Source organism: Haloferula sp. (assembly GCF_049672945.1).
In the GTDB taxonomy this organism is placed as follows: domain Bacteria; phylum Verrucomicrobiota; class Verrucomicrobiia; order Verrucomicrobiales; family Akkermansiaceae; genus Haloferula.
On sequence record NZ_JBATWY010000161.1, the window covers coordinates 1 to 24,984 of the forward strand.

The window sequence follows — 24,984 nt, forward strand, 5'->3', positions numbered from 1 at the left end:
GTAGTCGGGGCTGTAGAAGTTGAACACCGACGGGGAGTTGCCGGGTTCCTGGCCGAGGCTACCCCCAACGGCCGTGAAGAGCGTGAGGCCCTCGGGGTCCGTCGAGTCGAATGACAGCAAGCGGGCGAGGTTCGTGAGCCTGATATAGGGCTCACGAAGCTTTCCGCCCTCGGGATTCGAAAAATCGGAGAAGGATCGGGCCTCGGGATGAGTCAGGATCGCGGTGATTGCAGCGCCGAGGTCGCCTCTTTCACTTGAGCCGTTGTCCGCGAAAACCCCGGCGATGTCTTGGATGTAAGTCGGCGACGGGTTCGATTTCACGAGCCGCTGAATGAGCTGGCGGCAGATGAAGGGACCGGTGTTGGGATGGTTAAAGAGGGCGTCGAGTGCGATGTCGAGTGAGGCCTCCGCACCAATATTTTTGGGAATTGATACCGGATGTCCCGGACGGAAGCCTTGGTTGAAGAGGGTCTTCGCTGCGTGATCGTAGTAATGAATGCGTGTTCCGCTCTTGAGGTAGCCCCGGTAGGTTCCATTGGTCTGCTTCGTGCCGTCGAAGAAAACCATCGGGTTCTGTTCGGGTTGAATCACGAAGCCTGGCGCGTAGTTCTCGAAGAAATAGTAGTTGTCTCCGGGGGCCGAGGAACCGTCCTCTACAGTGTATCGGTTAAGATTCGCGCTATGCCAGGCAGGAACAAGAGGGCCGCCCCAGGTCATCCCGGTGAAGACCCTGGACAGCTCGGTGATGTCGTCGTTGTCGTAGGTGGGTATGGGATCGTCATTTTCGTCGAGAATGCGGCTTCCGTCGGGATTGAGTTCCCAGAGGCCGATGGTGAAGAGTTGCATGAGTTCGCGGGCGTAGTTCTCATCAGGGGCGCTGCCGGTGGCCGGATCCGCCTTGCGGCTGCGCATGTAGGTCAGGTATTGGGCCATCATCGGATTGTAGCTCACCTCGTCGATGATGTCGCGGAAGTTCCCGAAAGCGTTTCTGACGAAGATGTCGTGGAAGATCGCGCGGCCTTCGTGGTAGGGCTGCAGGGAGCCGTCGTTGAAGGAGATAACGAAGATCTGTGCGAGTGCCCAGGCGACCCGCTGACGGAGTTGGTCATCACCATGGACCGCCGCATCGAAAAAGGCGGTGTGGGTGGTGCGCTTGCAGATGTAGAAATAGGTCGTCTCGCGCGCTGCAATGTTCGACTGCGGCAGAAGGTTGCCGTTCGAGTCGTAGGTGTAGGGTCTGAGTAGCTCGTCGGTGTAGGTCTTGTGAAGAGTGGGCGGCAATGCGATCTGCTCGTCAATCCACGTGGGGATTCCGATCTGTTTGACGTGATCGATCTCGCCGCGGGTTGCGCCGAAAGTGGCTTGGGAAAGGAATCGTGAAGCCATGTTGCCGTCGAGGTTCTCCAGGAAGCTGCCGTCGTCATTTAGGATGTAGACTCCGACTCTGTCGGGAGCCTCGTAGGTCAGGCCGCCGCCATAGGCCTCGATGTTCAGAAGAATATCGCTTCCGCCTGTACCGCTTTTTGCAGTGATCTCAAAATAGACATCCCGCACATTTTGCGGAAAGGTGATTCGGTAGTTGCTCCCGCCGTAATTGACGGCCGACATTCCCGAGGTTTTCCACGTCAGGTCGAAGTCCGGTGACCCATAGGCTGGCTCGGAGAAGCCGAGGAAGACATTTTTCTGGCCAAGGTCATCGCCTTCCCGCGAGATCCTTACCGTGGCGGGAACAGGCCATGCTTTGTTAGTCACCCTGCTGAGCGTCGCGATCTTGTAAACGGTCGACGGATTGCCTGCACTGCCCTCTGGGATCACGGATTCACCGGTCGAGAGGACCCTCAGGATGCCGCTCTGTGTATCGACAATGGTGCGGGCCTCTTCCCAGTCGGAGAGGTTGTTGTCGTCTTGGTCGAAATCGCTGACCCTGACCCGGTAGAACCCACGTGAAGCATCGACATGATCGGTGTAAGTGAAGGGATCGTCGGTAACGATGCTCGCGATTGGCTGCCAATCGGGATTGGCGAGGTCTTCGGTATGAAATACATCGTACTTCTTTGCGTTGGGAAGCGGACAGCTGATCGTGAATGACCCGCCGTTCAAAGGATCAATTTGTAAACGCAATACAGATGCTGCATCGAAGGGGTTGGTGCCCGCAACGGATTCATCCCGGTTTGAACTCCCGTCGCCGTCGGAGTCAGCGAGTGGATCGATGTTGCGTGCGGAGAATACGGCCTCCCACACATCGCTCATGCCATTGTCGTTGGCATCGACGATGGCAAGCGTCGTGGTGGAGGAGCTGAGGAAGGCGACACTGAGCAGAATCGCGCCGAAATGGATACTCGAAGGCATTTTCTTCACCTGGGATACTCAGGTAATGGTTTCATTGAGGGGGCTCAGTTATTTGATAACAGGGCCAAGACATCTTCAGGGTCGGGATCCCTGCGAAGCTGGATGAAAAGATCGAAAAAGGCCCCACAAGGGAGAGGTTGATCCACTTTCCGTTGTGAGGCCGGGGGTCTCAGGATTTCTTCTGTTCAAGAGGACGAGAAAGCCTTCAGTGACGGCGTCGAATAAAGCCGAAACCCAGTGCGGCTAGCGCGAAACTGACAACTGATGGCTCGGGAATCGCCGTAACGGTTAGAAAAACATCCTCCGATCCGCCCTGATCCTGCGTCAGGACTGCAGTATACTCGCCCGGGTCAAAACCAGTGATCGTTACGTTCGAGGAAATCGACTGTAGATCTGTTGATGAAAACAGGACGAACACATCGCTGCCACCCGCATAGTCAGTACCGTCGATGTTCAAACCCGCATTGGAAAGTCGGAGGAAGTCATTGCCTTGAATCGTACTGATTCCAGTGCTGTCGAAATCGAAGTTGATGGTCGCAGCCCGGCTTGCTGTGTCCAAGCTCAAGCGGTCCATGGTGATCATCGCGTTGGATCCGGTGACGTTGACTGTCGTGAGCGACGACATGAGCACCTGGCCACCGCCTGCATTGAAGGTGCCTCCATTGATATTGATGCTCAATGTTCCTCCCGCGCCAGTGCCAGAAGTTGCCCCTGCGAGACCTCCTCCGAACTGGAGTGTGTGGGAAGCAGAGCTTCCGGTGGCGGTAAAGCTTCCCGAATTCAAAGTGATGTTTCCCGAGCGGCCGACAATGATCTCCCGCGATCCCGTCGCATCATTAAGGAAGCTGCCCCCGTTGATGTTGATGAATCCACCGCCAGACCCGCCTCTGAATCCAACCAAAGTCCGATCGGAAACCGTAAAGCTTCCGCCAGTCAGGATGTTCAAAGTACCGCTCGCATTTCTTTCAGACAAGTCGAGTCTGTTGGTGGCCAGGGTGCCGCCCGAGTTGACGTTAACGGTCGATCCGTTATTATTGATGTTCTCAATATTGATCAAATCGACTTTGGGAACCGAAGCGTTTACATTGACGGTTTTACCGTCGTTGATGAAGGCGCTGTCGTTACCGACGAGATCCGGGTTGTCGGGCTGAGTGGTTCCGCCAACTGCCCAGTTCCCTGCCGCCCATTCCATGGACTGATTCGAGGCGATGTCTGGAGCGAAGAGGGCCCCGTAGGCAGGAAGGCAAACGCCTACGGCTGATGAGAGACAAAGAAACTGTTTCGTGTAGTGAGAAGAAGTCATGGCATTGGCAGGTTTTTTCGGATTTTCATTGTTGTGCGATCTAGATCTTCGGAAAAAGTCGGAGGCGAGCGTTCCCAGATTCTTGAACAGTACTAACACTCTAGCCCGGCCAGTGGGTTTGGATATCCTCATTTCGTAGGGTACTTTGCGATTTCTTGGGTGCCCGGGCTGCCGTCAGAAAATGCCGAATTTCGGGTGAAAGAAGGGAAGCCTTGAAGGTGGTATTAGAGCATAAGAGTTGCGCTAATCGGGTGCCGATGAGACCTGCTGAGATCGACCTTTTTGAGTCGGTGGTTGGTATTGGAGGAGTCGAAAGAATTCCTTATTGGCGACGAATTATTCCCAAATATCATGAATTACTTTCGAACTTTTTTACTCGTGGCACTCGGTTCACTTGGCTTGGCTTCTGCCGATGAAGCAGTCAAGGAAGCGGTTAGGTCAGAAGGCACGCTGACAGGTCGTGATGCCTTGATTGCGTTGAGCGACCGCGACGCGGATGAGCGGGCGATGATTGAAGGTCTAGCCAAGCTCACCACACCGCCTGCGATGGAGGATGCCCCGGGTTTTGAGTCGAACGATCGTGTCCGCGCCATTTATTTTGACGGGCTTCCCTACCAAGGGAAAGCGACGAAGGTTTTCGCGTGGCTGGGAATGCCGGCAAAGACGAAAGGCCCCGTACCTGGAGTCGTCCTTGTTCATGGGGGCGGGGGAACTGCGTTTCGCGAATGGGTGGAGCTTTGGAACAAGAAGGGTTTCGCGGCAATTTCAATAGCAGTCGAGGGACAGACCTCAAACAAGGCGCCCGGTAGTGGTCAGTGGGATCGTCATTCTTTCGGGGGACCGGCTCGCGTCGGTATTTATGGCGATTCCCAAGTCAGCCTAACCGACCAGTGGATGTATCATGCCGTCGCCGATACAATCCTTGCCAATTCGCTTTTGAGCTCCCTGCCGGATGTTGATGCCGATCATGTGGGTCTCATGGGGATTTCCTGGGGAGGCGTCATCACCAGCACGGTGGTCGGTCTTGATTCGCGTTTTGACTTCGCGATTCCGACCTATGGATGCGGAAATCTCTCTGAGGCCGGAAACCAATATGGGCGGGCGCTGGGAAACAATAGGATCTACAAGGAGCTTTGGGATCCGATTCTCCGCTTGGATCGTGCGAAGATGCCGATCCTCTGGCTTTCATGGCCAGGTGATCAGCACTTCCCGCTCGACAAACTCGCAAGCTGTCACCAGGAGGCTGCGGGTCCGCAGATGGTTTCACTGGTCCCGGGAATGCGCCACGGCCACGGGCCGGGTTGGATACGACCGGAAAGCTATGCCTTTGCTCGTTCCGTCGTTGATGATGGGAAGCCATGGTGCGTCGCTGATCATGCAGGATCAGCCAACGGCATTGCCAGCGTCGACTTCGTCACGGAAAGGATGCTTGAGCGGGCGGTTCTCTTTGCAACCAGCGATAGCGGCCTGACAGGATCTCGAAAATGGACCCAGTCCCCGGCCCGGCTTGTAAGGAACGACGGCGCATGGCATGCCGAAGCGTCGCTTCCGGAGGGCACGACCTCCTGGTTTATCAATACCCAAAGCGGTGACCTCGTCGTTAGCTCCGGCTATCAGGAAATCACTCCATAATCCCTTTTCCCATGAACATGACTTTGCCCCGTATCCTCGTTGTTCTAACATCTGTCCTGGCGCAACTCTCCGCCGAGACTCCGCTGCCCCGTTTCTCATGGGATAAGGTTCCCGTGTATGAGATGTTCGGTGACGGGTCGCGGTTGCTCAAGGATGAGGAATTGAAGCACATCGCCGGAACCACGGATTTCCTGTGCATCGAGAAGAATCATGCCATCAGTGTGCTTAAATCGGCTGATCATGGAGCCGCTCGAGAGATTGCTCGGTTCAAGAAGCTCGACCCGGGAACCACCTGCCTGTTTTATTTCAATTCGGCCTATGCCTATCCTTTCGCAAGCCGATCACAGATGTTCCGGATCGGCCGGATCCCGGCCGAATACAAGGATTTCCTGATCACGGACCCGGATACCGGGAAATTCAGCCAACGCGGCAACGTGCCGTTTTTCGACGTCCTCAATCCCGATTTTCGCAAGTGGTGGGCCGCGGAGGTCGGCCGATACGTCGAGGATACCGGTGCCGATGGTCTATTTGTCGATCAGATGCATGGATTCGTATTCCTTCGGCCGCAGAAGAGAAGGGAGGTGGAGGAAGCACAGGCCGAAATGATGAGCATGGCAAAGAAGGCGATCGGTTCCGACAAGATCCTGTTGCTCAACAATGGGGCACACATTCCGGAGCTCTTCGAAATTGGTGACTCGTTCATGTTCGAGCACTACAAACCGGAGACCCTCACCAAGGAGGCGATTCTCAAGGACTGGAAGCTGATGGAGCAGATCGCTGGTGCAGGCAAGAGTTCGGTCTGGAGGATCGGCCTCGAGATTGAGGGCAAATTGGAGGCGGCCAAACTTACCGATGCTGACTACCAGGAGCGTGCGCGAAAAGAGCTCTCCTATCACCTCGCCGTCTTCCTCGCCGGAGCGTGCGAGTATTCCTATTTTCAATATGGTTGGGGTTGGCTTCTGCGGACTGGGCCACTGATGAGCTATCCGGAGTTCGAGCGACCTCTCGGAAAGCCGATAGGGCCTCGTACTCGGCCAGATGCAAAGGGTTGGGTCTTTCTCCGGGAATTCGAACAGGCAAGTGTGCGGGTCGATCTCGAGAAGCGGGAAGGGGCGGTCACCTGGCGGAAAGGGCGACAATAAAGGGAACGGTCCGCAAGCGAAGGTTATGTAGTCATGTGGTTTCACAGAGCGGATAGACATGGTCCTTTCTGGGATTCGGAAGGATATGCTTAATGGGAATCCCTCCTTTCCTGATTTGGGAGCGGCGAGAATGGTGTGCGGATTGCCGGGCATTCCACCTGTTAATGAGACAACTTTGCCTCCGGCACGGTTAGGGTCTCTGTTTGAACCAGAGCATTTGGCCCGAATGGCGCTGTTTCAGGCCAAAGATTGGGATTTTCCGCGATGGGGAATTATTCGGTATTCCGACCTCGGTACGGTTAGGTAACTCAAGTTTTTCGGTCGCTTTTTCTGTGCTCTCGGCTCCTAACGGAAGGGCCGGAAGTTGATCGCTTTTTCGGTAGTCATCTCAATGGTCGATTCCCATTGCTCACGGATCCTCCGGGATTGATTCTGACGTCGAAGGTAGCGGGCAGTGTTGGCGACGATAGTGTCCAGTGCCCCCTAGGAGCTAGTCCGCAAAAATCACCGAAAGAAGTGCGCCATGGCTGATGGTTTTGTTAAGTTTTTGCAGCTTAAAGCAATAAACAGATCAAGCCACCGCCATGACGCAAACAGACTGCCAGCAAGCTAGCTTCGAATTTCAAGCCTTGGGGTCGCGACGAGTTGAGGTTGACTTCAATGGAGGGCATCTTTCAAGTAATGGTGGAGGGGCTTTATTCCTGCGCGAGGTCGAATCACGTTGTGGCATCATAGGTCGCCTTTCCCGCTGTTTCGAGGACGGCTGCAATCAGAGACTCATCGAGCACAGCGTCCCCGAACTCCTTGCTCAGCGCATCGAAGGCCCGGCGGTGGGATACGAAGATCTCAACGATCACGATTCGCTCCGACTCGATCCAGCCCACAGGATGGCTGCGGGAAAAGCTGATCCGCTCGGCTCGTAGCGTCGCGACTTCAATGATCGTGGCAAGGCCCTCGCCGCGAGCGCCACGCTCAACCGGTTCAAGCTCGTCGCGCAAGCCCCCTACGACCGCTATCGCAAAATTGTCGCCGAATCCGCAGCCATCGAAACCCTTCTCATCGAGGAAGGAGTCAAAGCAATCCCACGCAAAGTCGCGCGCAATCATCATTGATTTCGATGCCACCGACGACCCGCTCCATGTCTCCCAGGAAGGAGCCTGTTTCAACGGCTACTATCGCCACTACTGGTACGTTCCTCCCTACGCCTTCTGTGGAAATGTCCCGCTCTGGGCTGAGCTTCGCGACTGCAAGCGCGACGCCTCCCAAGGAACCGTCGAATCCCTGCAAAGGATCGTGCCGCTCATCCGCAAACGCCTCGGAGAAAAGGTGCGCCTCATCCTGCGTGGCGACGGAGGATTCTGCCGGGACGCCATCATGGCCTGGTGCGAGAGCCAGCCGGAAGTCTACTACTACCTCGGACTCTCCACCAATGCCCGACTCAAGAAAATCATCTCCCCGAAGCTCGGCAAGCTCCGCCACGACACCGGGCAGGACAAGCTTCCGCTACCGACCCGCGGTTTCACCCATTTTTACTACCAGAAAGGCAGTAGTTGGTCGCGCCCCCGTCATGTCGTTGCCAAGATTGAAGTCCTCGTGAAAGGAGGGAATCCCCGTTACATCATCACCAACCTCCCCGTCGAAGGGTTTCAGGACGAAGGCCCGGCACGGCCCGGCCGATTCCAGGCCCGAGCCCCGTACGAAGACCTCTACTGCCAGCGCGGGGAAATGGAGAACCGAATCAAGGAGCAACAGATGGACCTCTTCGCCGACCGCACCAGCACCCGTTGGGTGGCGAGCAACCAACTGCGGCTCTGGCTGAGCGCCATCGCCCATCTGCTGATGAACCGTCTCCGTGCCTGTGTGCTCAAGGGTACTGCACTTGAACGAGCCACCATCGGACAAATTCGCTTCAAGCTCTTCAATATAGCCGTGCGCATAAAGGTCAGCGTGCGCCGCGGACACATTGAGTGCTGCAGCGCCTACCCTCTGAAGGAACTCTTCGCCACCGCCCACGGACGGCTCGGCAAGCTCTGCGCGGAAGAAACCTGAGTCTACGGGATGACCCACCCGGGCACCGCAACTTGCCGATGCGAGCAAGTTGCGTAGCGGAGCTATCGGCGCGAGACCGGACCGAGAGCGAAAATTGGCATTGAGCTAATCTTGCGGACCAGTATAACTTTACCGACCCCGAGAGTCGGATCATGAAAGACGGTGGAAGTTTCGAGCAGTGCTTCAACGTCCAGGCAGCCGTGGAAGTCGAGACCATGCTGGTAGTGGGTCAGTACGTTTGCCAAGCGTCCAACGACAACAATGTCCCTGAGAAAACCAGCAGCAAGAATCACATCGAAGAGAAGTGCGAATCCGCTGATTGAACGGTGCACCAACTATTCGCGTAGTGCCCGAAGCTTTGCGTTAAAGTCTCCGCTTGGCAGTGGCAAGAACGCTCACCGTTAAGCTGGTCAGGAATGGCTTCTTCTTTTCACGATTCTAATCGTACTCCAGTCAGCTTCTCGTCATACTTTTCTTACGAAATCGAGCTAATCTAAGAAGCATTACACACTACTCCCTCTTCCCCGATCGTTGCGAGAATCTTAACCAGTCTGAGGAGGTCGACTGATCGTAGAATGTGAGCTGTGGTCCTGTCCAATCCGCGGTCAAAAATGTCCGCACCTCCTAAGAAATGAGGATAGCCACCATTTCGGGGATCAGATCATAGTCATCAATCGTAGCAGCTAGTTTATGTAGAATTCTTGCGACCTCACGCTGAATTCCCAACTGCACCGATATCAAACGTTATTAGAAACCCATAAACATGAAATTCCCAAAAACCTTCTTTTTGATGCCCGCTGTGGCAAGCTTGGCGGTCCCATTAACGATTCAGGGCGCCTCTGTCGTCCGCAATGTTGCGACCGGCAACTGGGCCACCACCACCGAGTGGACCGACCTCGATGATTCGAGCAATCGCCTGCCTACCATTGATGACACCGCTATCATCAACCAAGGCCGGGTCGTGAGTGTTGACTCGATTATCGCGACGATCGTTGGCCCTGTATTGATCAATAATACTAACGACACCGAATTCTCAGCGACAATCAATGTCAATGCGGGCGGTGAGCTGACCACTGGACTGATCACGCTAGGTGCCGGAAATGACGAAGGATTTCTCAACATCCTTGGCGGCGACCTCAATGCAGAAGGTGTGACTATCACGGCAAACAACGCTTTGAACGAGGTCACGGTAAGCAGTGGCTCGCTGGACAGCACCGTCTCATCGCTCACCGTTGCGGGCGGCAGTTTCACTATCGATGGAGGCGCTGTCACCACCGCCCCTGAGGTGGACGGCCCGCCAGCCATCTCCCTCACAGGAGGAACTTTTGATTTGTTGTCCGGATCAGTCACGGTGACAGATCCAGAACCAAGTGGAGCCCTATTCCCTGTAGTCGCAATGGGCCCTGACGGGGTGCTGAGTGTTAGCGGCGGTAATTTCGTAATTGGACCCTATTCATCGGCCGGACAAGTCTACGGTCTAAGTGGGGAAATCAACATCAGCGGAGGAACTTTCGGCGTCGTCGGAAACCAAGGGCAAATGAGAAACTACGACGGGCCGAATGATGATGCTCCCTTGGAATTGTCCATCATCGGAGATGAAGCTACGATCAACATCCCCAGATTCAACACGAACAACAGACCGCCAGCCACGATCAATTTCGTCTTCGATGAAACCGGTGTGAGCCCTATCAACGCGCCAGGATTCATTCACCTCGCAAACGCCACTGTGAATATTGACGGAACGGCCTACACCGGCGGAAGCCCGGCCACATTCCAGCTCGTTACGACCGCCAATGTCGCGTCCACTTCGCCAACTGTGAACATCACTGGATTCGGAGAAGAAGGGGTCGATTACGAATTCTCGCAGAGCACCAGCGAAAACAACTTCACTCTGACGCTGATAGATTCCTCGATCACCACTCTGGTGTGGGAAGGTGATAGTGAAACTGACGACGACATTTGGTCGAACGCCACCAACTGGGTCGACGGTGTTGCCCCTACAGGAAACGGCAACGAAAGCTTGGTTTTCCAGGATTTCTTCAGTCTCGATATCACCAATGATCTGCCGGAAGGGCTTTCCTACAAAGGATTCGCGTTTGAGAACAACATTCCTGGCGATGACTTCATCATTAGCGGGAGTTCGGTTAAGATCAGTGAAGGAATCTCCGGAGTTGAGATCGGGGACGGCGAGACCATCGAAGATCTCATCAATTTGGACATCCAACTGGTGAATGCCGACGCCGAGATGTCCATTGGCGCGCGCCGCACGATAAGCATCTCAGGGGTCGTCAGTGAGGATGCTTCTTCACGTGGCCTGAACAAGTCAGGTGTCGGCACTCTGGCTCTTGGCGGTGCAAACACCTTCACAGGACCGGTGACGGTGAATCAGGGAGTGGTTAAAGTTTCCAACGACAACGGCCTAGGAAGCCTCACCAGCAACACCATCGTTTCTTCGGGTGCAGCCGTACGGTTGAGCGGCGGAGTCACCGTCGCCGAGAACCTCGACCTTTCAGGCACAGGCAATGGAGATGGGATGGGTCAGGCTGGTGCCCTGCGCAGTGATGGAGTCAATACCCTTACCGGCGACGTCTCGATGTCGGGTTCGCGGATCCAGACAACCGACGAGACGGGCAGGCTGACCCTCACGGGAACGGTTTCGGGTACGGGAGGCACCACCATCGCTGGTGACATCGCTGTCAATGGTCTCCTCGACCTCTCGGCTGCGGGAGTCAATTTTGCCGGATCGGGTGTCAACTTTGCTGATCCGGGCTTCGACTTTGGCAATGTCATCGACCTGAACGTGCCGACCACAATCAACAGTACGACGATATTCTTCGATGGCTACGTTCGTCTTGGGGTCAACGACGCCTTCGCCACGAATGCAGACATGAGATTCGGATGGACCCAAGAGGGTTTCTCGACAGCCGCATTCGATCTCAATGGTTTCAATCAGACCCTCGGAAGACTGCGAACAAATGGAAACAGCCTTGGCATAAATGGTGATGTCAACGTCACGGGTGGAGGAACCCTGACGGTCAACTTGGATTCCGGCACGGATGAGTATCAAGGCCGTATCACCGACGGTGCGACTCCGACCGTGTTGATCAAGGACGGAGCGGGCATTCTGGTCATCAATAATCTAAGCGGCACGCCAAGCAACTACACGGGACCTACCACGGTGCTCGGTGGAACGCTTAGCTTGGCGCAGGCCGAGCTTGCGGATACCTCGACCGTATCCATCGCCGAAGGCGCAGTGCTGGAACTGACACACTCCGATACCGATGTCGTTGCAGCCCTTAGCTTTGGTGGCATCGCCAAGGCAGCAGGAGTTGTTTACAATGAAGCAAATTCCGAGGGATTCATCACTGGAACGGGCTCGATTGAAGTCGTCGCGACTTCGGCTTCCTCTTACGCGACGTGGGCGTCCGGATTCGCAGGACTGACGGATACCAATTCATCCGTTGACTTTGAAAAGGACGGACTCGAGACCGGTGTGGAATATGTCGTCGGAGGCGATCCTACGATGAGCGAGAACCCTTCCCTCGCCCCAACAAGCACTCAGACCGAGTCCGGACTGGAGTTCGTCTTCCGCCGAACGGATCTAGCCAATGATGACCCGGCAACCACGATCGTTGTTCAATATGGAAGCACCCTTAGTGGCTGGACGACCGCCGTTGATGGAGAGGCGGGCGTTACAATTACCGTAGACGAAGATGGATTCGGTGAAGGTGTGGATCGTGTCACGGTAAGTCTACCCACTTCACTGGAGGCCGAGGGTAAGCTCTTCGCCCGACTCTTTGTGACGATCAACTAATTTACTCATTCCGGGTTCTCCTCTCACTCTTCCCACCTTGCTCGCTAGTTCAGCGACGGGTCGGATCTCTCTGCCGCTCCTGCTCCGCAGGATTCGGCGGATCTGTTTCTGACGGAAAAATTTTCGGGAGCAACAAGCATCTCCAACTATGAACTCTCCCGCATGAAGTCCAAATATAATACTGATCGGAAATCAGATCAGCATGTTCCGCCCGTCAGCCTCTGGATATTCTGAGAAAAACAGCAAACCTGCTCCTCCTCGATACAATTCTTGCACCGCATTTTGTACTCAACGCAGTTTAATATACATGCATCGGTATCGAGGTCCGAAGGCACATTATGAATATACAAAGTTTTTGTAGACCCAAAACACTTGGTGCTTCCTTCCCGATACGTTGACACCATTAATTCTTTGCAAAACTAAGTTTAAAGAGTTATCGCTTTACCCATGAAAATTGAGCGCCGAAATAGCAATACTTGGAATAAACGTTGGAGACGTGGCTTTACGCTCGTTGAGCTGATGGTTGTTATCGTCATCATCATTGTCCTCGCCGCATTGGCATTCGTCGGCTATGGTCGAGTCAAGCTCGCAGGTCACAAGGCCGCTTCGATCAATAATATTCGAAATCTTTCCACTGCTGCCCTCGCAGTAGCCTCTGACAACCACGGCCGCTTCGTGGACATCCACGCAAACCGCGGCTATCCCTATCTCATCTCACGAAAATTCCGTGATGACTATGGCATTTCAAAAGGCAATGCCTATTCTGCTGCGAACGATTGTTGGAAGCCCGATGGTCTTGACCATTGCCAAGACCGAGACATGTGGGACTGGCAAGACCACGTCTCAGTCTTCGGCTACACATGCCTAATCAACGATCGGTCAGAAAACAACGCAAACTACTCCTGGATCAATGGTAGTTTCGAGGAGCCTGACAATTGGGACCGAATCGAAAAACGGGTGACTTACCAAGTTGGAAACAAGACTGCTGTTCGCTGGGTGCCCGAGCGCCTTGGACAGGAGGCGGCTTATCCTGTGCTCTTCGCCGACCTCTGCCGGATTCTCAACGGCAAGGTGGTCGGAAATTTCATTCGAGACAACCAGCCACTGGGTGTGCACGTTGGCTACATCGATGGTCATGTTGAGTGGGTTGACGGAAAATCCGTCAAACAACGCTACAACGGCCCTGCCAAAGTCTTCTGGTAGAGAAGCTGAGCGGGGCGCTCGGACAACTTGTTACATATTGGTTTCCTCCTCGCCGCGCAAGGCGCGTTCTCCATGGAACACGCTGAATGGCTCTTTTTCCCGGGAACGGTCCTGTGCGTCCTGCGATTAGTTGGGCGTAGAAACGGTTCTCATACAAGGCTGAATGCCTTCGGTGCGGAGAAGATGGCTCAAGAGAATGCGGCCCAAACGCTCAAGCCACTGCGCCTTGGAGATTGGTCATGAAAACCAATTTCTCATACAAATAGATCATTCATCGCTCTTTTGTTACAGTGGCCGTTTTCTGTCTTACGATAATGGGCGTCGCCGCAACAAATAGTAAGGCTGAAACCGCGGGCAAACTTCCAAAGTTTTCTTAGGACACTGTTCCCGTGTTCAACCATTTGGGAAGCAGTGCTAAGACGCTGACTAACGTAAGCGCCAAACCGACCCCGTCTTTCAGTCCTGAGCATATCCACGATAGGTTCGATACCTATGGCAGATACGAATGAGATCTTATTGACGGAATGCTCGGAACTGATCCGCACCTGCCGCTATGGACGGCACGGCTACAGCGAGGACTGCAAGCGCCAGTTGCACAAATAGAACCCTAAAGACCTTAAAATCCGTTGCTGGGTAACCAGCGTGGGGGTTCGAGTCCCCCCGGTGGCACTTCTGTTCAGCTTTTTTATGTTGGGGAGGATGATAAGCTTCAGATTCGGTGTGCCAATGGTATGCCACTGTTGAGAAGATTGGTAACCTTCCAAGATCGGGATGTCGTGGGAAAGATCAACTGCGGCATGTGGGGCGGATGATGACAAGAAGAGCACGGTTTGTCTGGGGGGAAATGGCTTTGCAGTTGAGGAACTGGGCCCCGTCAATTCTCCTGATTTTCCAGTTTGACCCGCCAGTCGGTGAAGTCGCGAAGCAATCGGGGCAGGTCGTAGTAGTCGCCACGTGTTGCCTTGTGGTGACGTCCGCGCCACTGGATGTCGATGGCTTCGCTGGTCTGCTCAATGAGGGCTTTGATCTTTTCCAGATGTTGGTCGATCAGTTGGTTGGTGGAGTCGATATCCCCGGCGTTGCCACTTTCGATTCGCTTGATGTAGAGCCAGGCCAGAGTGGCCTCTTCCATCAGGATCAGGTGGAAGCGGGTTTCCTCAAGCAGCCATTGGTGCAGGAGGTAGGTGTTCTCATCGAGTTTCGGCTTGAGGGCTTCCAGGCGACGAATGCTCTGGTTGATGCTTTCAAGCTGGGTCTTGTAGGCGGCGGTTTCGAGATCGACGATGCGGGGGGCACCGGTATCGATGGCTTCGAAGTGGGAGTTGTCATAGTCGGGAAACAACGGCTTTGCCCAATTGCGTGGACTGTAGCTCCAGCCGTAGGGTTCTGAAATGATCGGGTCACCTTTCCATGCGCCGAGGTAATCCCGCGCGCTGTTGCCGAAGATGTCATCGAGGATATGGATGGACTCGGCGAAGACTTCGCCGGTGGGTCGTAGGATCGCTTCCATTTCCGCTGCGATCTCCTTGCCATAGTAGCTTTCGGTAAACGCCTTCCAGGCTTCATCCGCATTCTTGAAGGCACCGGTGGCTCGCCCTAACAAGTAGTAGGTATTGATGAAATTGGGATGCGCGAAGACGTGGTGGTCGTAGCGCTCGACACGGATCGAGATCCCTTTCATCCCGTGCTGTTCGGCATCGTTGTAGAGCGGTTCGAAATACTCGGTGGCGCAAACCGCCATGTGGTCACGACGGAAGTATTCGCCGCCGGCATCGAATTCGACGAACTCGATGTGTCCCGGACTTTTTCCGATCAAGGGGTGGGCCTTGGCACGCAATGACCAGTCGATCGGCACACACTTGGTCTGAATGATGATGTCGTCCGGCAGTCGCTTGGCTCGTTCCGGCCATTGATTGAGTTCATTGGGTGAGTGTGAGAAGTTTCGTAGAATCAGCTTCTTGCCACGGCTCACGCATTTTTCGTGGACCAGATTCACCATCCGAAAATAGGCTTCGCCTTCGAGGTCGATCTTGGTTTCGGCGGTGATGAAGACGAGGTAGTCCACTTCCGGGAAAAGGACGTCCAGAATGCGATCGTAGCGATCGGATACTTTCTCCCACACCAGCGGGTTGTCAGTGCTCAGGTCCCCCCAACTCTCGTCGACGTCGACCCATTCCCGGGTCCAGAGGCTGATCGTCATGCCTTGCTGCTCAATCTTCTCGAGTGCGCCGGTTTCGACCAGATGGTCACGCGCGGCGAGGATCTGCCTTTCCTGGTTGCTGTATTCGGTGTGCAGGCAGACGTCGTTGAATCCGAGCGCGGCGCCTTCGTCGATCATCCATGCTTCCAATCCCGTCGGACGAGGAAAGGCCATGGAGCGGTATGAGACAGGTGTCGCCTGAACGCTGCCGACAAATAGTCCGAGAGCGATCGAAAGGGCCGGGAAAAGTTTCATTGGGGTTTTCTCAAGGCAAAGTTTGCCAAGCCGGTCATGTGCTCTTCTAGGTGCTGATTTTCAGCTTGATGATCGGAGCACGAGACCATGAGATCTTTGCAAACGCGGTCCGAACCTCCGAAGAAAAAGAGAAGTTAGGAGTTATTCTGCAGAAGGAATTTCGCGCACGACCCGAAATCCGACATGGAGGCCGCGGTATTCGCTTGGGCTACCCTTGCGGAAGGCGCTGCGGGACTGGGTCGGCCCGGTGGCGTAGGTTCCTCCGCGGCGGACCCGCTTGTTTCCTTCATCCGGACCGACGGGATCAGTGCGTGGATCCACAGTGAAGAGATTCGGCGAAAACCAGTCCGAGCACCATTCCCAAACGTTTCCATGGACGTCGTAGAGACCGAAGGCGTTGGGACTTTTCTGTGCAACGTCGCTGGGAAATTTGCCGCGATGGACGAACTTGTCAAAGTCCGCTGGGTCGTCGCCGAAGAACCAGACGGAATCGGTTCCGGCGCGCGCGGCGTACTCCCACTCGGCCTCGGTCGGCAGGCGATAGGTGGCCTTGCCCTCGTCGGAAAGCCACTTGCAGTAGGCGATGGCGTCTTCGTAGGAGACCTGGGTCACCGGCGCTTTGCCCGTGAATTTGTGGTCGGGGTGCGGCTTATGCCAAAGGAATTCCGGCGCTTGGTGGGTCCCGTTTTGATAATACATGCCACCTTTGCCATCGCGCTCGGGAAGGGTCTTGTAACCCGTGGCTTCAACAAACTGCTTGTAGTCATCAATGGTGACAAGGGTTTCACTGATGTAGAATGGCTGGCTGATCGTGACGGGATGCGTCGGTTGCTCGGGCGCGAGCTGGCTTTTGGTGGCTGCTTCGTCCCACCACTCGGGCTTTTCACGCGCGGCGATCTCGAGCTTTTCAGGTGTTGAGCCCATCATGAAGGTTCCCGCTGGAATCAGGAGGAACTTCGATGAGGTGGGGCTTTCGATCGAGGTCGACAAATTACGTTCACTCTTCAGCGTTGAGCGTTCCGCGCTGATTTCCTCCGCGCCGAATGGGCTCACCAAGGCGGCGTGAGTAAGAGAAGGAACGAGGAGCAGTGATACGATGTGTTTGGTTTTCATGACGGGTCGGGGATCGTTCTACGTAAGCTTAGTTCGATCTAGCGCGAGGAATTTCTTGAGGCGGGGTCTCGATGAAATTGTGGGACCTATGGCATAACTGCTGGTGCGAAGAGCTTGTTAGGTGACTCGGTCTCCGATGTGGTTCAGGCGCCGAAGGTTTTGAGGAAGGGGCGGTCGGTGTCGGTTCGCAGGCACCACTCGATGAGTTTGAGCTGCAAATCGCTGACGATGGCGGCGTGCTGGGGGTCGGCGTAGAGGTTGGTCATTTCGTCGGGGTCATCGGCGATGTGGAAGAGTTCGTTGCCGCCGGTTTCCCGGATGACGAGTTTCCATTCCTCGGTGCGGACCATTTTGCAGCGGGCCATGGCGTCGGGGCATTGCTGGTAGGTGAGTTGCTTGCCGCCGACGGTTTTGACCCGTTTGCCATGTTCTTCCTTGTAGACCGGGGCGTCGAAGCGGGCACGCATGGCGGCTTCGTGACCGCCGTCAGCGAAGACGGCAGTTTTGGTCGGTCCGCCATCGAGGGTGGGGACGAGTGACTCGCCGTGCCAGACCCAGTCGGGTGGCGGGGTGAGTTTCAGGAATTCAAGGATGGTGGCGGGAAGGTCGACATGTTCGCTGAGTCCTTGGATGCGTTTGCCGGAGGGAACACCAGGTCCGGCGATGAGGATGGGCACGCGAAGGAGGCAGTCCTGGAGGGAGGCGTCCCACTTTTCATTGATGCCGTACTGGCCGGCGAAGTCGCCGTGGTCGGAGGTGAAGATGACGAGGGTGTCCTCGGCGAGGCCGCTTTCCTTCAAGGTGGCGAGGACTTTGCCGACGAGATCGTCGGCGAGGCTGATCATGCCGTAGTAGATGGCCTGGAGTTCCCGGAGTGAGTCGGTCGGGATATTATTGCCGAGGCGCCACTCGCGCTGGGCGCGAAGGGGCAGGGAGGCTCCGGTGGGCAGGCCGTGGGGAAAGGGCTGGATGGCAGCCGGGTCGTACATCGAGTAAAACGGCTCGTGAATGCCATAGGGCGGATGGGGTTTGCTGAGGTTGAGCTGGAGGAAGAAGGGCTTGGCCGGATCGCGCACCTGCTTGAGAAAGTAGCAGGCCTGATCGGCGCGGTTTTCGTCGCAGAAGGCTTCGGTGGTGCCGGTGACGAGGCCTTGGTAGTCGACTTCGGCAAGGGCGTCGATGTGAGGACCTGAGCGTGGGGTTCCGGGTGGGTAGCTGCGCTTGGTTTTGGCAAGGGGGGCGAGGTCCTCGGTGAAGGAGGTGTAGTCGACGGCGCCGCCTCCGCGTTTGTTTTGGCGATCGCCTTCGCCGTAGAACCAGGAGTCCTCCCAGAGGTGGTTGATGCCGAGCACGGCGGTTTCGAATCCCTGGGTCCGCAGGAACTCTCCGAGATTTGGCATTCCTTTGGGAAGGTGGTTGGCGGGGGAGACGGTGCGCAGGCCATCGGTGTGGGTGTAGCGGCCGGTGTGCATCGAGCAGCGCGACGGAACGCACTTGGGGAAGGGGGCGAAGTGGTTTTCAAAGACGGTGCCGCTTGAAGCCAGAGCGTCGAGATGCGGGGTTTTGACGTCCGGGTTGCCGATGTAGCCGGTGCAGTCGCCTCGCATTTCGTCAGCGGTGATCAGAAGGACATTCATGGGAATGAGTTGGGTGGCGGATGCGGCGAATCATTCGGAGTTGATCCCAGGGGGACGCGACCGCCGGAAGGGGAGCCCATCATCAAAGTCTGAGGGATGGAATGAACCAATCGCGATTGGGTCAGATCCTACACATTCGAGCGGTCGGAGCTTGGCGTTATTTTTTGCTCATCCAGTCGCGCGCGGCGCGGCCGAGGGCGGCGGCGTTGGCTGGTTTGAGTTCGTCCCATTCGCGGCCCACCCAGAGGCCGTCGGCACCTGCCTGAAGGGCGCGGGTGGTGGCTTGGTAAGCCTCTTCTTCCGAGACTTCGACGGTGGGTTTCAAGGGGACGTTGAAGCCGATGCGCGAGTAGATTTTGGTTTTGCCCTTGGCGGCTTTGACTCCGGCGATCGCCCGGCGGGATTCGGCGTAGACGTATTCGGCGCTGAACGAGAGGGCTTCTTCGAGCTGGCTGGCATATTTGGGTTCGACCTCGGGGTCGAATCCGAGGGCGCTGAGATACATGTGGTAGGCGGTTTCCGGGCGGGCATCGGCGAAGATGACGCTTTCGTAGTTTTTGCGGAAGTGGCTGAAGGAGCGGTGCCCCATGCAATCAAAGTAGAGGCCGATGCTGAGCCAGTCCGAGTGGGCGACCATGTCGGCGTAGTCCCAGGTGGCGCGGGTTATGAGATCCCAGCTCATGCCGTGATCGATGTGCCAGCCGACCTGCAGGGTGGGTCGGATTTTCTTCATGACGGCATACATTCTCCGGCGCTGGTTTTCCCGTGAGTCCATCCAGAAGCGCTCCCAGGCGAGGAGGCCGGGGTGGCGGCTGAAGAGGCGGAGCAGGGTGACCATGTAGCCGTCGCGCGGGCGGCGGTCGTCGCTGGTCTCGGCGAGTGGCTGGCGGTGATCCGCGCCGTATTTCTGGAGGGCGAGCATGCCTTCGCGGGCGGCGGAGGGATCGAGGCCGCGTTGTTTGGCGAGCTTGGTGCAGTACTCGCAGAAGCAGGTGGCCGGGGTGCCGCCGAGGGCGGTGAGAAAGGGGCCGCCGCGTTCCTGGCCGAACTTGAAGCCGGCCATTTCCGGGTGGCTTTCGACCAGATCGGTGACCACCGCTTCCCAGAAGGCCATGTAGTCGGGGTGGTTGAAACAGGCGTTCTTGCCGGGTTCGCCGTTGGCATCGATTTCGGCGCAGGCTTCCAAGCCGGGGATTGCTCCGGTGATGACGTAGGGCTCGAGGATCCGGGCGTAGACATCCATGCCGCGGGGTTTGGCGGCTTCGCAGAGTTCGTCGATCAGGTCGCGGTCGGACCACAGCGCGTCCGGGTTCCTCTGCTGGCGCAACGGCGTGTCGGTGTAGTATTTCTCGTGCGTGCGGACGTAGAGGTCGGTGACCTCATGGCCGGAGACCCCGTCAATCGGAGGCGCGAAGTTCGGGCGGTACTGACGGCTGGCGTAGTTGTTTGAGTAGGTCATCACGCAGTTGATGCCGGAGAGTTCGCGCATCGCGTCGAGAGTGGTTTCGATGCCGTCGTTGAAGAGGGCGTCTGGCATGACGGGAGAGCCGATAAACATGATATGGTTTTGGTTTGTGGTTGGGGTTGTTAGGAAGGAGTTCTGCTTAGTCGCCGAGGCGGACGATGCCGCGTTCGACGGCGGTGATGGCGGCCTGGGTGCGGTCCTGGACGCCGAGCTTCCTGAGCACGGCGCTGACGTGTTGTTTGACAGTGATTTCGGCGAGGCCGAGTTCGCTGGCGATTTCCTTGTTGAGGAGGCCTTCGGCGACGAGCAGGAGGACTTCATGCTCGCGCGGGCTGAGTTCGGGGCGGGCCTGGGCGCGGGCCATTTCGCGGCGGATGGCTTCGGGGAAATAGGATTCGCCGGCGGCGATCTGGCGGATCGCTTCGAGCAGTTCGGTGCGTTCGACGGATTTCGCGAGGTAGCCGACCGCGCCGGCCTTGACGGCCTGCTGGATGTCGCTTTCGCCCTGATTCACGCTGAGCATCAGGCAGCGGACCGAGGGGTAGCGTTCGCGGATGGTGGCAACGAGTTCGTCGCCATTTCCGTCCGGCAGGCGCATGTCGATGATGCCGACGTCGGGTTGCTGTTTTTCGAAAAGCGTGAGGGCTTCGGCGATGGTCGAGGCTTCGCCGATGACATGAAGATCGGGTTCTTCCTCGAGCGAGGCGGAGAGTCCCATGCGGACGATGAAATGATCGTCGACCAGCAGGATGGAGATGGTGGGGGAGGGTGCTTGATCGCTCATGGCTCGGATTTCAGTGGAAGCTCGATGCGGACGAGCGTGCCGTTGCCGGGCTCGCTGGTGACCTGAAGGGTGGCGCGAAGTTTGAGCGCGCGTTCCCGCATGCCCTGCAGTCCGAAGTGGCCGGGTTTGATGATGGTGGGATCGAAGCCCCGGCCATCGTCGCGGACTTCGATGGCGAGGGAGTCGTCGTTGGTGCGCAGGCTCAGATCGATGTGCGTGGCTTGGGAATGGTCGATGGCGTTGTTCAGTGCTTCATGGGCGATGCGGAGCAGGTTGTGCTCGACGATCGCCGGGAGGTGGGGTGGTGACGGGTCGATGTCGGTGCGGATCGAGGTGTCTTTTTCCTCGCCGATCTGGCGCACGATTTCGCGGAGCGCGGTGGAAAGGTCGGCGAGTTCGAGGCGACCGGAGCGGAGGTCCTGAATGGAGCTGCGGGTTTCCTGCTGGGTGCGGCGGAGCATTCTCTGGGCGAGGTCGAGGGCGCTGCGGATGCGGTCCGGGCTTTGCTCCACCCGGGCCCGGGCGAGGTCGAGTTGGAGGCCGATGCCGGCGAGTTCTTGTTCGACGGTGTCGTGAAGTTCGCGGGCGATGCGCGAGCGAAAGATCGAACGACTGGTCCTCACGCATGCCACGCTGGATGTGACGGCGATGCCGGTGGAAATGCAGCGGGAAGCGACCGGGCTGGGCGCGGTGATCGAGCATTGCATGCTGGCGATGACTCCCGGTTGTTTCTCCTGCGCTCCGGAGAGAATGGTGGCGGAGATTCAGGAGATCGGGGCAGGTCATGTGATCCTGAGTTCCGATCTGGGCCAGATGGACAATGGTCCGGTCGTGGAGGGCTTCGACGCCGGGCTTTCGCGGCTCGTCGATGCCGGGCTTTCCATGGCGGAGGCCAGGCAGGCGGTGAGCGAGAATCCGCGCCGATTGTTCTGCTGAAGGGCGGTGGCTTGGGGAGGAATTCACGGAAACAGCGTGGATTGGGGGCAAACAATGGATAGACGGCGGCCTGTGATCGGTTCAATGTCGCTAGGTCTGCGGATGAGAATCCGTGTGCGCCGGGCCGAAAGCCCTCCGATCATTCCATGAGTGACTCTTCCGAAACCCCCGATCTATCAACCCTCGCGGCACGATTGGGGCTCTCTCCCGGAACGATTTCCCGGATTCTCAGCGGCCAGGCAAGGAAGTACCGGATCAGCAAGAAGACCGAAGAGCGGGTCCTCGAGGAGGCACGCCGGACCGGCATGGTGGTCAATCAAATGGCGCGCGCCCTGCGGATGCGAACGACCCGCACCATCGGCTTGGTGATGCCCGACATTTCGAACCAGTTCTTCGCCTCAATGGCGCGCTACATTGACGCCATGGCGCGGGAGATCGACCACGTCATTCTGTTTTCGGATGCCCAGGAGGATTCCGGGGTGGAAGCGGACGCCGTGCGGACCATGGTCGGGCATCGGGTCGATGGGGTGATCCTCGCGCCGGTTGGAGAGGCTGTGGAAGCTTTGGAGCTGTTGCGCAATTCGCGAGTGCCATCGGTGGTGATCGACCGGGTGGTGCCGGGGTCGGGCCTGCCGATGGTCGGGAATGACAACTGCGATGCCGCGCGTCAGGCGGTGCTGCATCTGGCCAAGGCAGGTCACCGGCGGATCGCCTGCATCCGCGGGCTGGTATCCGCGCATCTCGACCGCGGGCGGATCCGGGGATTCCGGTTGGCGATGGAGGAGTGCGGGCTAAGCGTGAACGAAGACTGGATCAAGGGATCGGATTATCTGGTCGAAACAGCGGAACGGGCGACCGCGGAATTGATGAGGCTCCCGGTAGGCTCCCGACCAACCGCGATTATTCCATTAGGCACTCAAATCACCCTCGGGTCCTTGGCGGAATTGCGCAGGATGAAGGTTCGCGTGCCTGATGACGTGTCGGTGGTCGGCTTCGGTGAGCAGCCATGGTCGGGTCTGGTGGATCCGCCGCTGACCACGGTTGAGCAGCCGATTGAGAAGATGTCGGTGGCGGCATTCAAGATCCTCTTCGAGCGGATTCGGAATAAGTCAAAGGAGGAGCCCCCTCAAGAATCGCTGACCTTGTTTCCCTCGCGTCTGATCGATCGGGAGTCGGTGGCGGCTCCCCCGGAATTTGCGGTCAAGCACTAGCGCCTGACGGAACTGACTGGGTCGAACGCATCCCAACCTGGGAAGGTTCACTCGAGTGGTGGGCGTGGTCTGAAACGCTTCCGGAAGGGGCATGGATTCGGAAGATTCGAGTTTTGATTCTGATGATGTTAGATTAGGATTCCGCTTCTTGAAGGCGGGCGTTCATCACGAGACCAGGCGGCTCCGTTCGCTCGATGCCTTGCGTGGTTTCGACATGCTTTGGATCATCGGTCTCGAGGGGGTCTTTCGCAGCCTTGCCGAGGCGAGTGACAGCTCGATCCGTGATGCGGTGGTGGTTCAGTTGAAGCACGTTCCCTGGGCGGGATTGCGTGGCTACGACCTGATCTTTCCGTTGTTCATGTTTCTTTCGGGCGTGGCGATTCCGTGGTCGGTGGGCAACAAGCTTGAACGAGGAGCCGCGCGCAAAGGGGTGGCCCTCGGGATTCTCCGGCGGGCCTTTTTGCTGGTCCTTCTCGGCATGATCTACAACGGCCTGCTGAATTTCCAATTCGACAAGCTGAGGGTCGCCAGCGTGCTTGGTCAGATCGGGGTGGCCTATGCGATTGCGGCTCTGGTGTGGACCTTTGTCGCCACCCGATCGACCCGGGTGATCATTCTTGTGGGGGTGATGCTTGGGGTCGCGGTGCTGCAGCTGCTGGTCCCCGTTCCCGGCCATGGGGCCGGGGTTCTGACGCCGGAAGGCTCTATTAACGGGTGGATCGACCGGCACTTGCTTTCCGGACAGCTCTATCGAAAGGACTTTGATCCCGAGGGCTTGCTTTGCATCGTTTCCGCCTCGGCGCTGACGCTCGGCGGGGCCTTTGCCGGGGACTATCTGAAACGGCAGGCCGAGCCCCATCTTCGCACTGTCGGGCTGTTTCTCGGAATCGGCGCTGGCCTGATCCTCGCGGGATGGACGTGTGCGACGCTTGGTTATCCGTCGATCAAGTCGGCGTGGACGGGAACCTTCCATCTTTATGCCGGCGGGATCTCACTGATACTGCTCGGGATCTTCCATTGGCTGATCGATTTTCCGAAGCGCTGGAACTGGAGTTTCCCGCTGCAGGTGGTGGGGATGAATCCGCTGTGCGCCAAGCCCTTCGCACACGCCTATGATGAAGAAGAGCGCAGGTTTCCGGGTGAAATGCCGTGAACCCGTTTGAAGACTCTCGAAAAGTGATAAGGGTCGCCGAATCCGACTGCTTGACCTGCTAGAGCGACTCCGAACCCTCGCCGCATGATGAGGTCGGCTGCATGCTGGGTCTTGAGCCGATTCAACAACTGCAGCGGACGCTCCTTGGAGTGCCGTTTGAACAGGCGTGCCAGATAGGCAGGATCGAGATTGCAGCCAGCGGCAATTTCGGCCACCGAACCAACCGTCAAATAGTGATCTCGAATGAAGGCACGACATCGAACGTATGTCTTTTCGCTCGCTCCGGAAGCATCCTCGCTTTCCCGTCCATCCAAGTGGGTCCGTAGCAGAATCAACTCCGTGATTCGGTTGGCGATCTCGCAAGCATCGTCCGGGGGCATGTTGGCACTGTCGACGAGTTGGTCGAACAACTGATGGATCCAGCGGCGGGGTTGTGCATATCGTACTTCGCCCATGGTGAGGCCGGATTCAGCGAGCAGACGCGCGGCAGAGCTTCCGGTAAAGGCGGCGAAATATTTGATCCATTCACCGCGCTTTCCCGCGGCCATCGTGTATTCGACCTTGGGCCCATAAGTGAAAAGTGCTCCCGCCTTCAGCTCCCTGGTGCCTCCCCTGCACTCCAAAGTCCACGTGCCGCTGACCACGAACTCAATGACGTGATATTCGAAGCTGGCGCGTTCAATCAGGTAGTCCGGCTTGCAGACCTCTCGCCCGGCGCAGACCAGTGCCATGCTCGGA

Annotated in this window: 16 protein-coding genes and 2 pseudogenes; 9 read left to right on the forward strand and 9 right to left on the reverse strand. The window is 57.1% G+C overall.

The annotated features are described in order from the left end of the window. A partial coding sequence (locus WBG04_RS14020) for a DUF1800 family protein (protein ID WP_424315076.1) occupies nt 1–2,349 on the reverse strand: 2,349 nt, incomplete at its 3' end. A 205-nt stretch (nt 2,350–2,554) separates the two neighbouring features. After that, on the reverse strand, nt 2,555–3,652 hold the full coding sequence (locus WBG04_RS14025; protein ID WP_424315077.1) for a hypothetical protein: 1,098 nt from the start codon (nt 3,650–3,652) through the stop codon (nt 2,555–2,557). Between the two features lie 351 nt (nt 3,653–4,003). Between WBG04_RS14025 and WBG04_RS14030 the strand changes: the two genes are divergently transcribed. The 6 genes and pseudogenes from WBG04_RS14030 (at nt 4,004) to WBG04_RS14055 (ending at nt 13,492) form a co-directional block, all read left to right on the forward strand. Then, nucleotides 4,004–5,284: an alpha/beta hydrolase family protein gene (locus WBG04_RS14030; protein ID WP_424315078.1), complete on the forward strand. Its 1,281-nt coding sequence runs from the start codon at nt 4,004–4,006 to the stop codon at nt 5,282–5,284. 11 nt (nt 5,285–5,295) lie between these two features. After that, nucleotides 5,296–6,426 carry a putative glycoside hydrolase gene (locus WBG04_RS14035; RefSeq protein ID WP_424315079.1) on the forward strand — a complete coding sequence of 377 codons (1,131 nt, stop codon included), beginning with the start codon at nt 5,296–5,298 and terminating at the stop codon, nt 6,424–6,426. A 584-nt stretch (nt 6,427–7,010) separates the two neighbouring features. After that, nucleotides 7,011–8,475 (forward strand): annotated as a pseudogene (locus tag WBG04_RS14040) (IS1380 family transposase). A gap of 116 nt (nt 8,476–8,591) precedes the next feature. Next, nucleotides 8,592–8,732 (forward strand): annotated as a pseudogene (locus WBG04_RS14045) (IS5/IS1182 family transposase); the annotation flags it as partial. Between the two features lie 506 nt (nt 8,733–9,238). Next, a complete protein-coding gene (locus WBG04_RS14050) occupies nt 9,239–12,289 on the forward strand; it encodes a beta strand repeat-containing protein (protein WP_424315080.1) in 3,051 nt (1,016 codons plus the stop codon). Nucleotides 12,290–12,736: 447 nt separating this feature from the next. Continuing rightward, nucleotides 12,737–13,492, forward strand: a complete 756-nt coding sequence (locus WBG04_RS14055) for a type II secretion system protein (protein ID WP_424315081.1) — start codon at nt 12,737–12,739, stop codon at nt 13,490–13,492. A gap of 874 nt (nt 13,493–14,366) precedes the next feature. Here WBG04_RS14055 and WBG04_RS14060 read toward each other — a convergent pair. The 6 genes from WBG04_RS14060 to WBG04_RS14085 all read right to left on the reverse strand — a co-directional run bounded on the left by WBG04_RS14060 (nt 14,367) and on the right by WBG04_RS14085 (nt 21,569). Next, nucleotides 14,367–15,947 (reverse strand): hypothetical protein, encoded by a 1,581-nt coding sequence (locus tag WBG04_RS14060; protein ID WP_424315082.1) that lies wholly within the window; start codon nt 15,945–15,947, stop codon nt 14,367–14,369. A gap of 141 nt (nt 15,948–16,088) precedes the next feature. Continuing rightward, complete coding sequence (locus tag WBG04_RS14065; protein WP_424315083.1) at nt 16,089–17,060, reverse strand: formylglycine-generating enzyme family protein; 972 nt, start codon at nt 17,058–17,060, stop codon at nt 16,089–16,091. Nucleotides 17,061–17,203: 143 nt separating this feature from the next. Further along, the gene (locus WBG04_RS14070) at nt 17,204–18,697 is read right to left on the reverse strand and encodes a sulfatase-like hydrolase/transferase (protein ID WP_424315084.1); all 1,494 of its coding nucleotides are present in this window, start codon (nt 18,695–18,697) and stop codon (nt 17,204–17,206) included. 157 nt (nt 18,698–18,854) lie between these two features. Continuing rightward, nucleotides 18,855–20,255, reverse strand: coding sequence for a hypothetical protein (locus WBG04_RS14075; protein WP_424315085.1), 1,401 nt, complete (start codon nt 20,253–20,255; stop codon nt 18,855–18,857). Nucleotides 20,256–20,301: 46 nt separating this feature from the next. Continuing rightward, nucleotides 20,302–20,946, reverse strand: coding sequence for a response regulator (locus tag WBG04_RS14080; protein ID WP_424315086.1), 645 nt, complete (start codon nt 20,944–20,946; stop codon nt 20,302–20,304). Then, on the reverse strand, nt 20,943–21,569 hold the full coding sequence (locus tag WBG04_RS14085; RefSeq protein WP_424315087.1) for a sensor histidine kinase: 627 nt from the start codon (nt 21,567–21,569) through the stop codon (nt 20,943–20,945). Before WBG04_RS14085 ends, WBG04_RS14080 begins: the two co-directional genes overlap by 4 nt. On the opposite strand from WBG04_RS14085, the gene WBG04_RS14090 reads away from it, so the two are divergent. The 3 genes from WBG04_RS14090 to WBG04_RS14100 all read left to right on the forward strand — a co-directional run bounded on the left by WBG04_RS14090 (nt 21,535) and on the right by WBG04_RS14100 (nt 24,246). Then, nucleotides 21,535–21,882, forward strand: coding sequence for a hypothetical protein (locus WBG04_RS14090; protein ID WP_424315088.1), 348 nt, complete (start codon nt 21,535–21,537; stop codon nt 21,880–21,882). The genes WBG04_RS14085 and WBG04_RS14090 overlap by 35 nt on opposite strands. A 146-nt stretch (nt 21,883–22,028) precedes the next feature. Continuing rightward, complete coding sequence (locus tag WBG04_RS14095; RefSeq protein WP_424315089.1) at nt 22,029–23,093, forward strand: LacI family DNA-binding transcriptional regulator; 1,065 nt, start codon at nt 22,029–22,031, stop codon at nt 23,091–23,093. Nucleotides 23,094–23,184: 91 nt separating this feature from the next. After that, nucleotides 23,185–24,246, forward strand: a complete 1,062-nt coding sequence (locus WBG04_RS14100; protein ID WP_424315090.1) for an acyltransferase family protein — start codon at nt 23,185–23,187, stop codon at nt 24,244–24,246. Here the strand turns inward: WBG04_RS14100 and WBG04_RS14105 are convergent. Continuing rightward, nucleotides 24,204–24,977 carry an AraC family transcriptional regulator gene (locus tag WBG04_RS14105; RefSeq protein ID WP_424315091.1) on the reverse strand — a complete coding sequence of 258 codons (774 nt, stop codon included), beginning with the start codon at nt 24,975–24,977 and terminating at the stop codon, nt 24,204–24,206. The genes WBG04_RS14100 and WBG04_RS14105 overlap by 43 nt on opposite strands. Nucleotides 24,978–24,984: the final 7 nt, after the last annotated feature.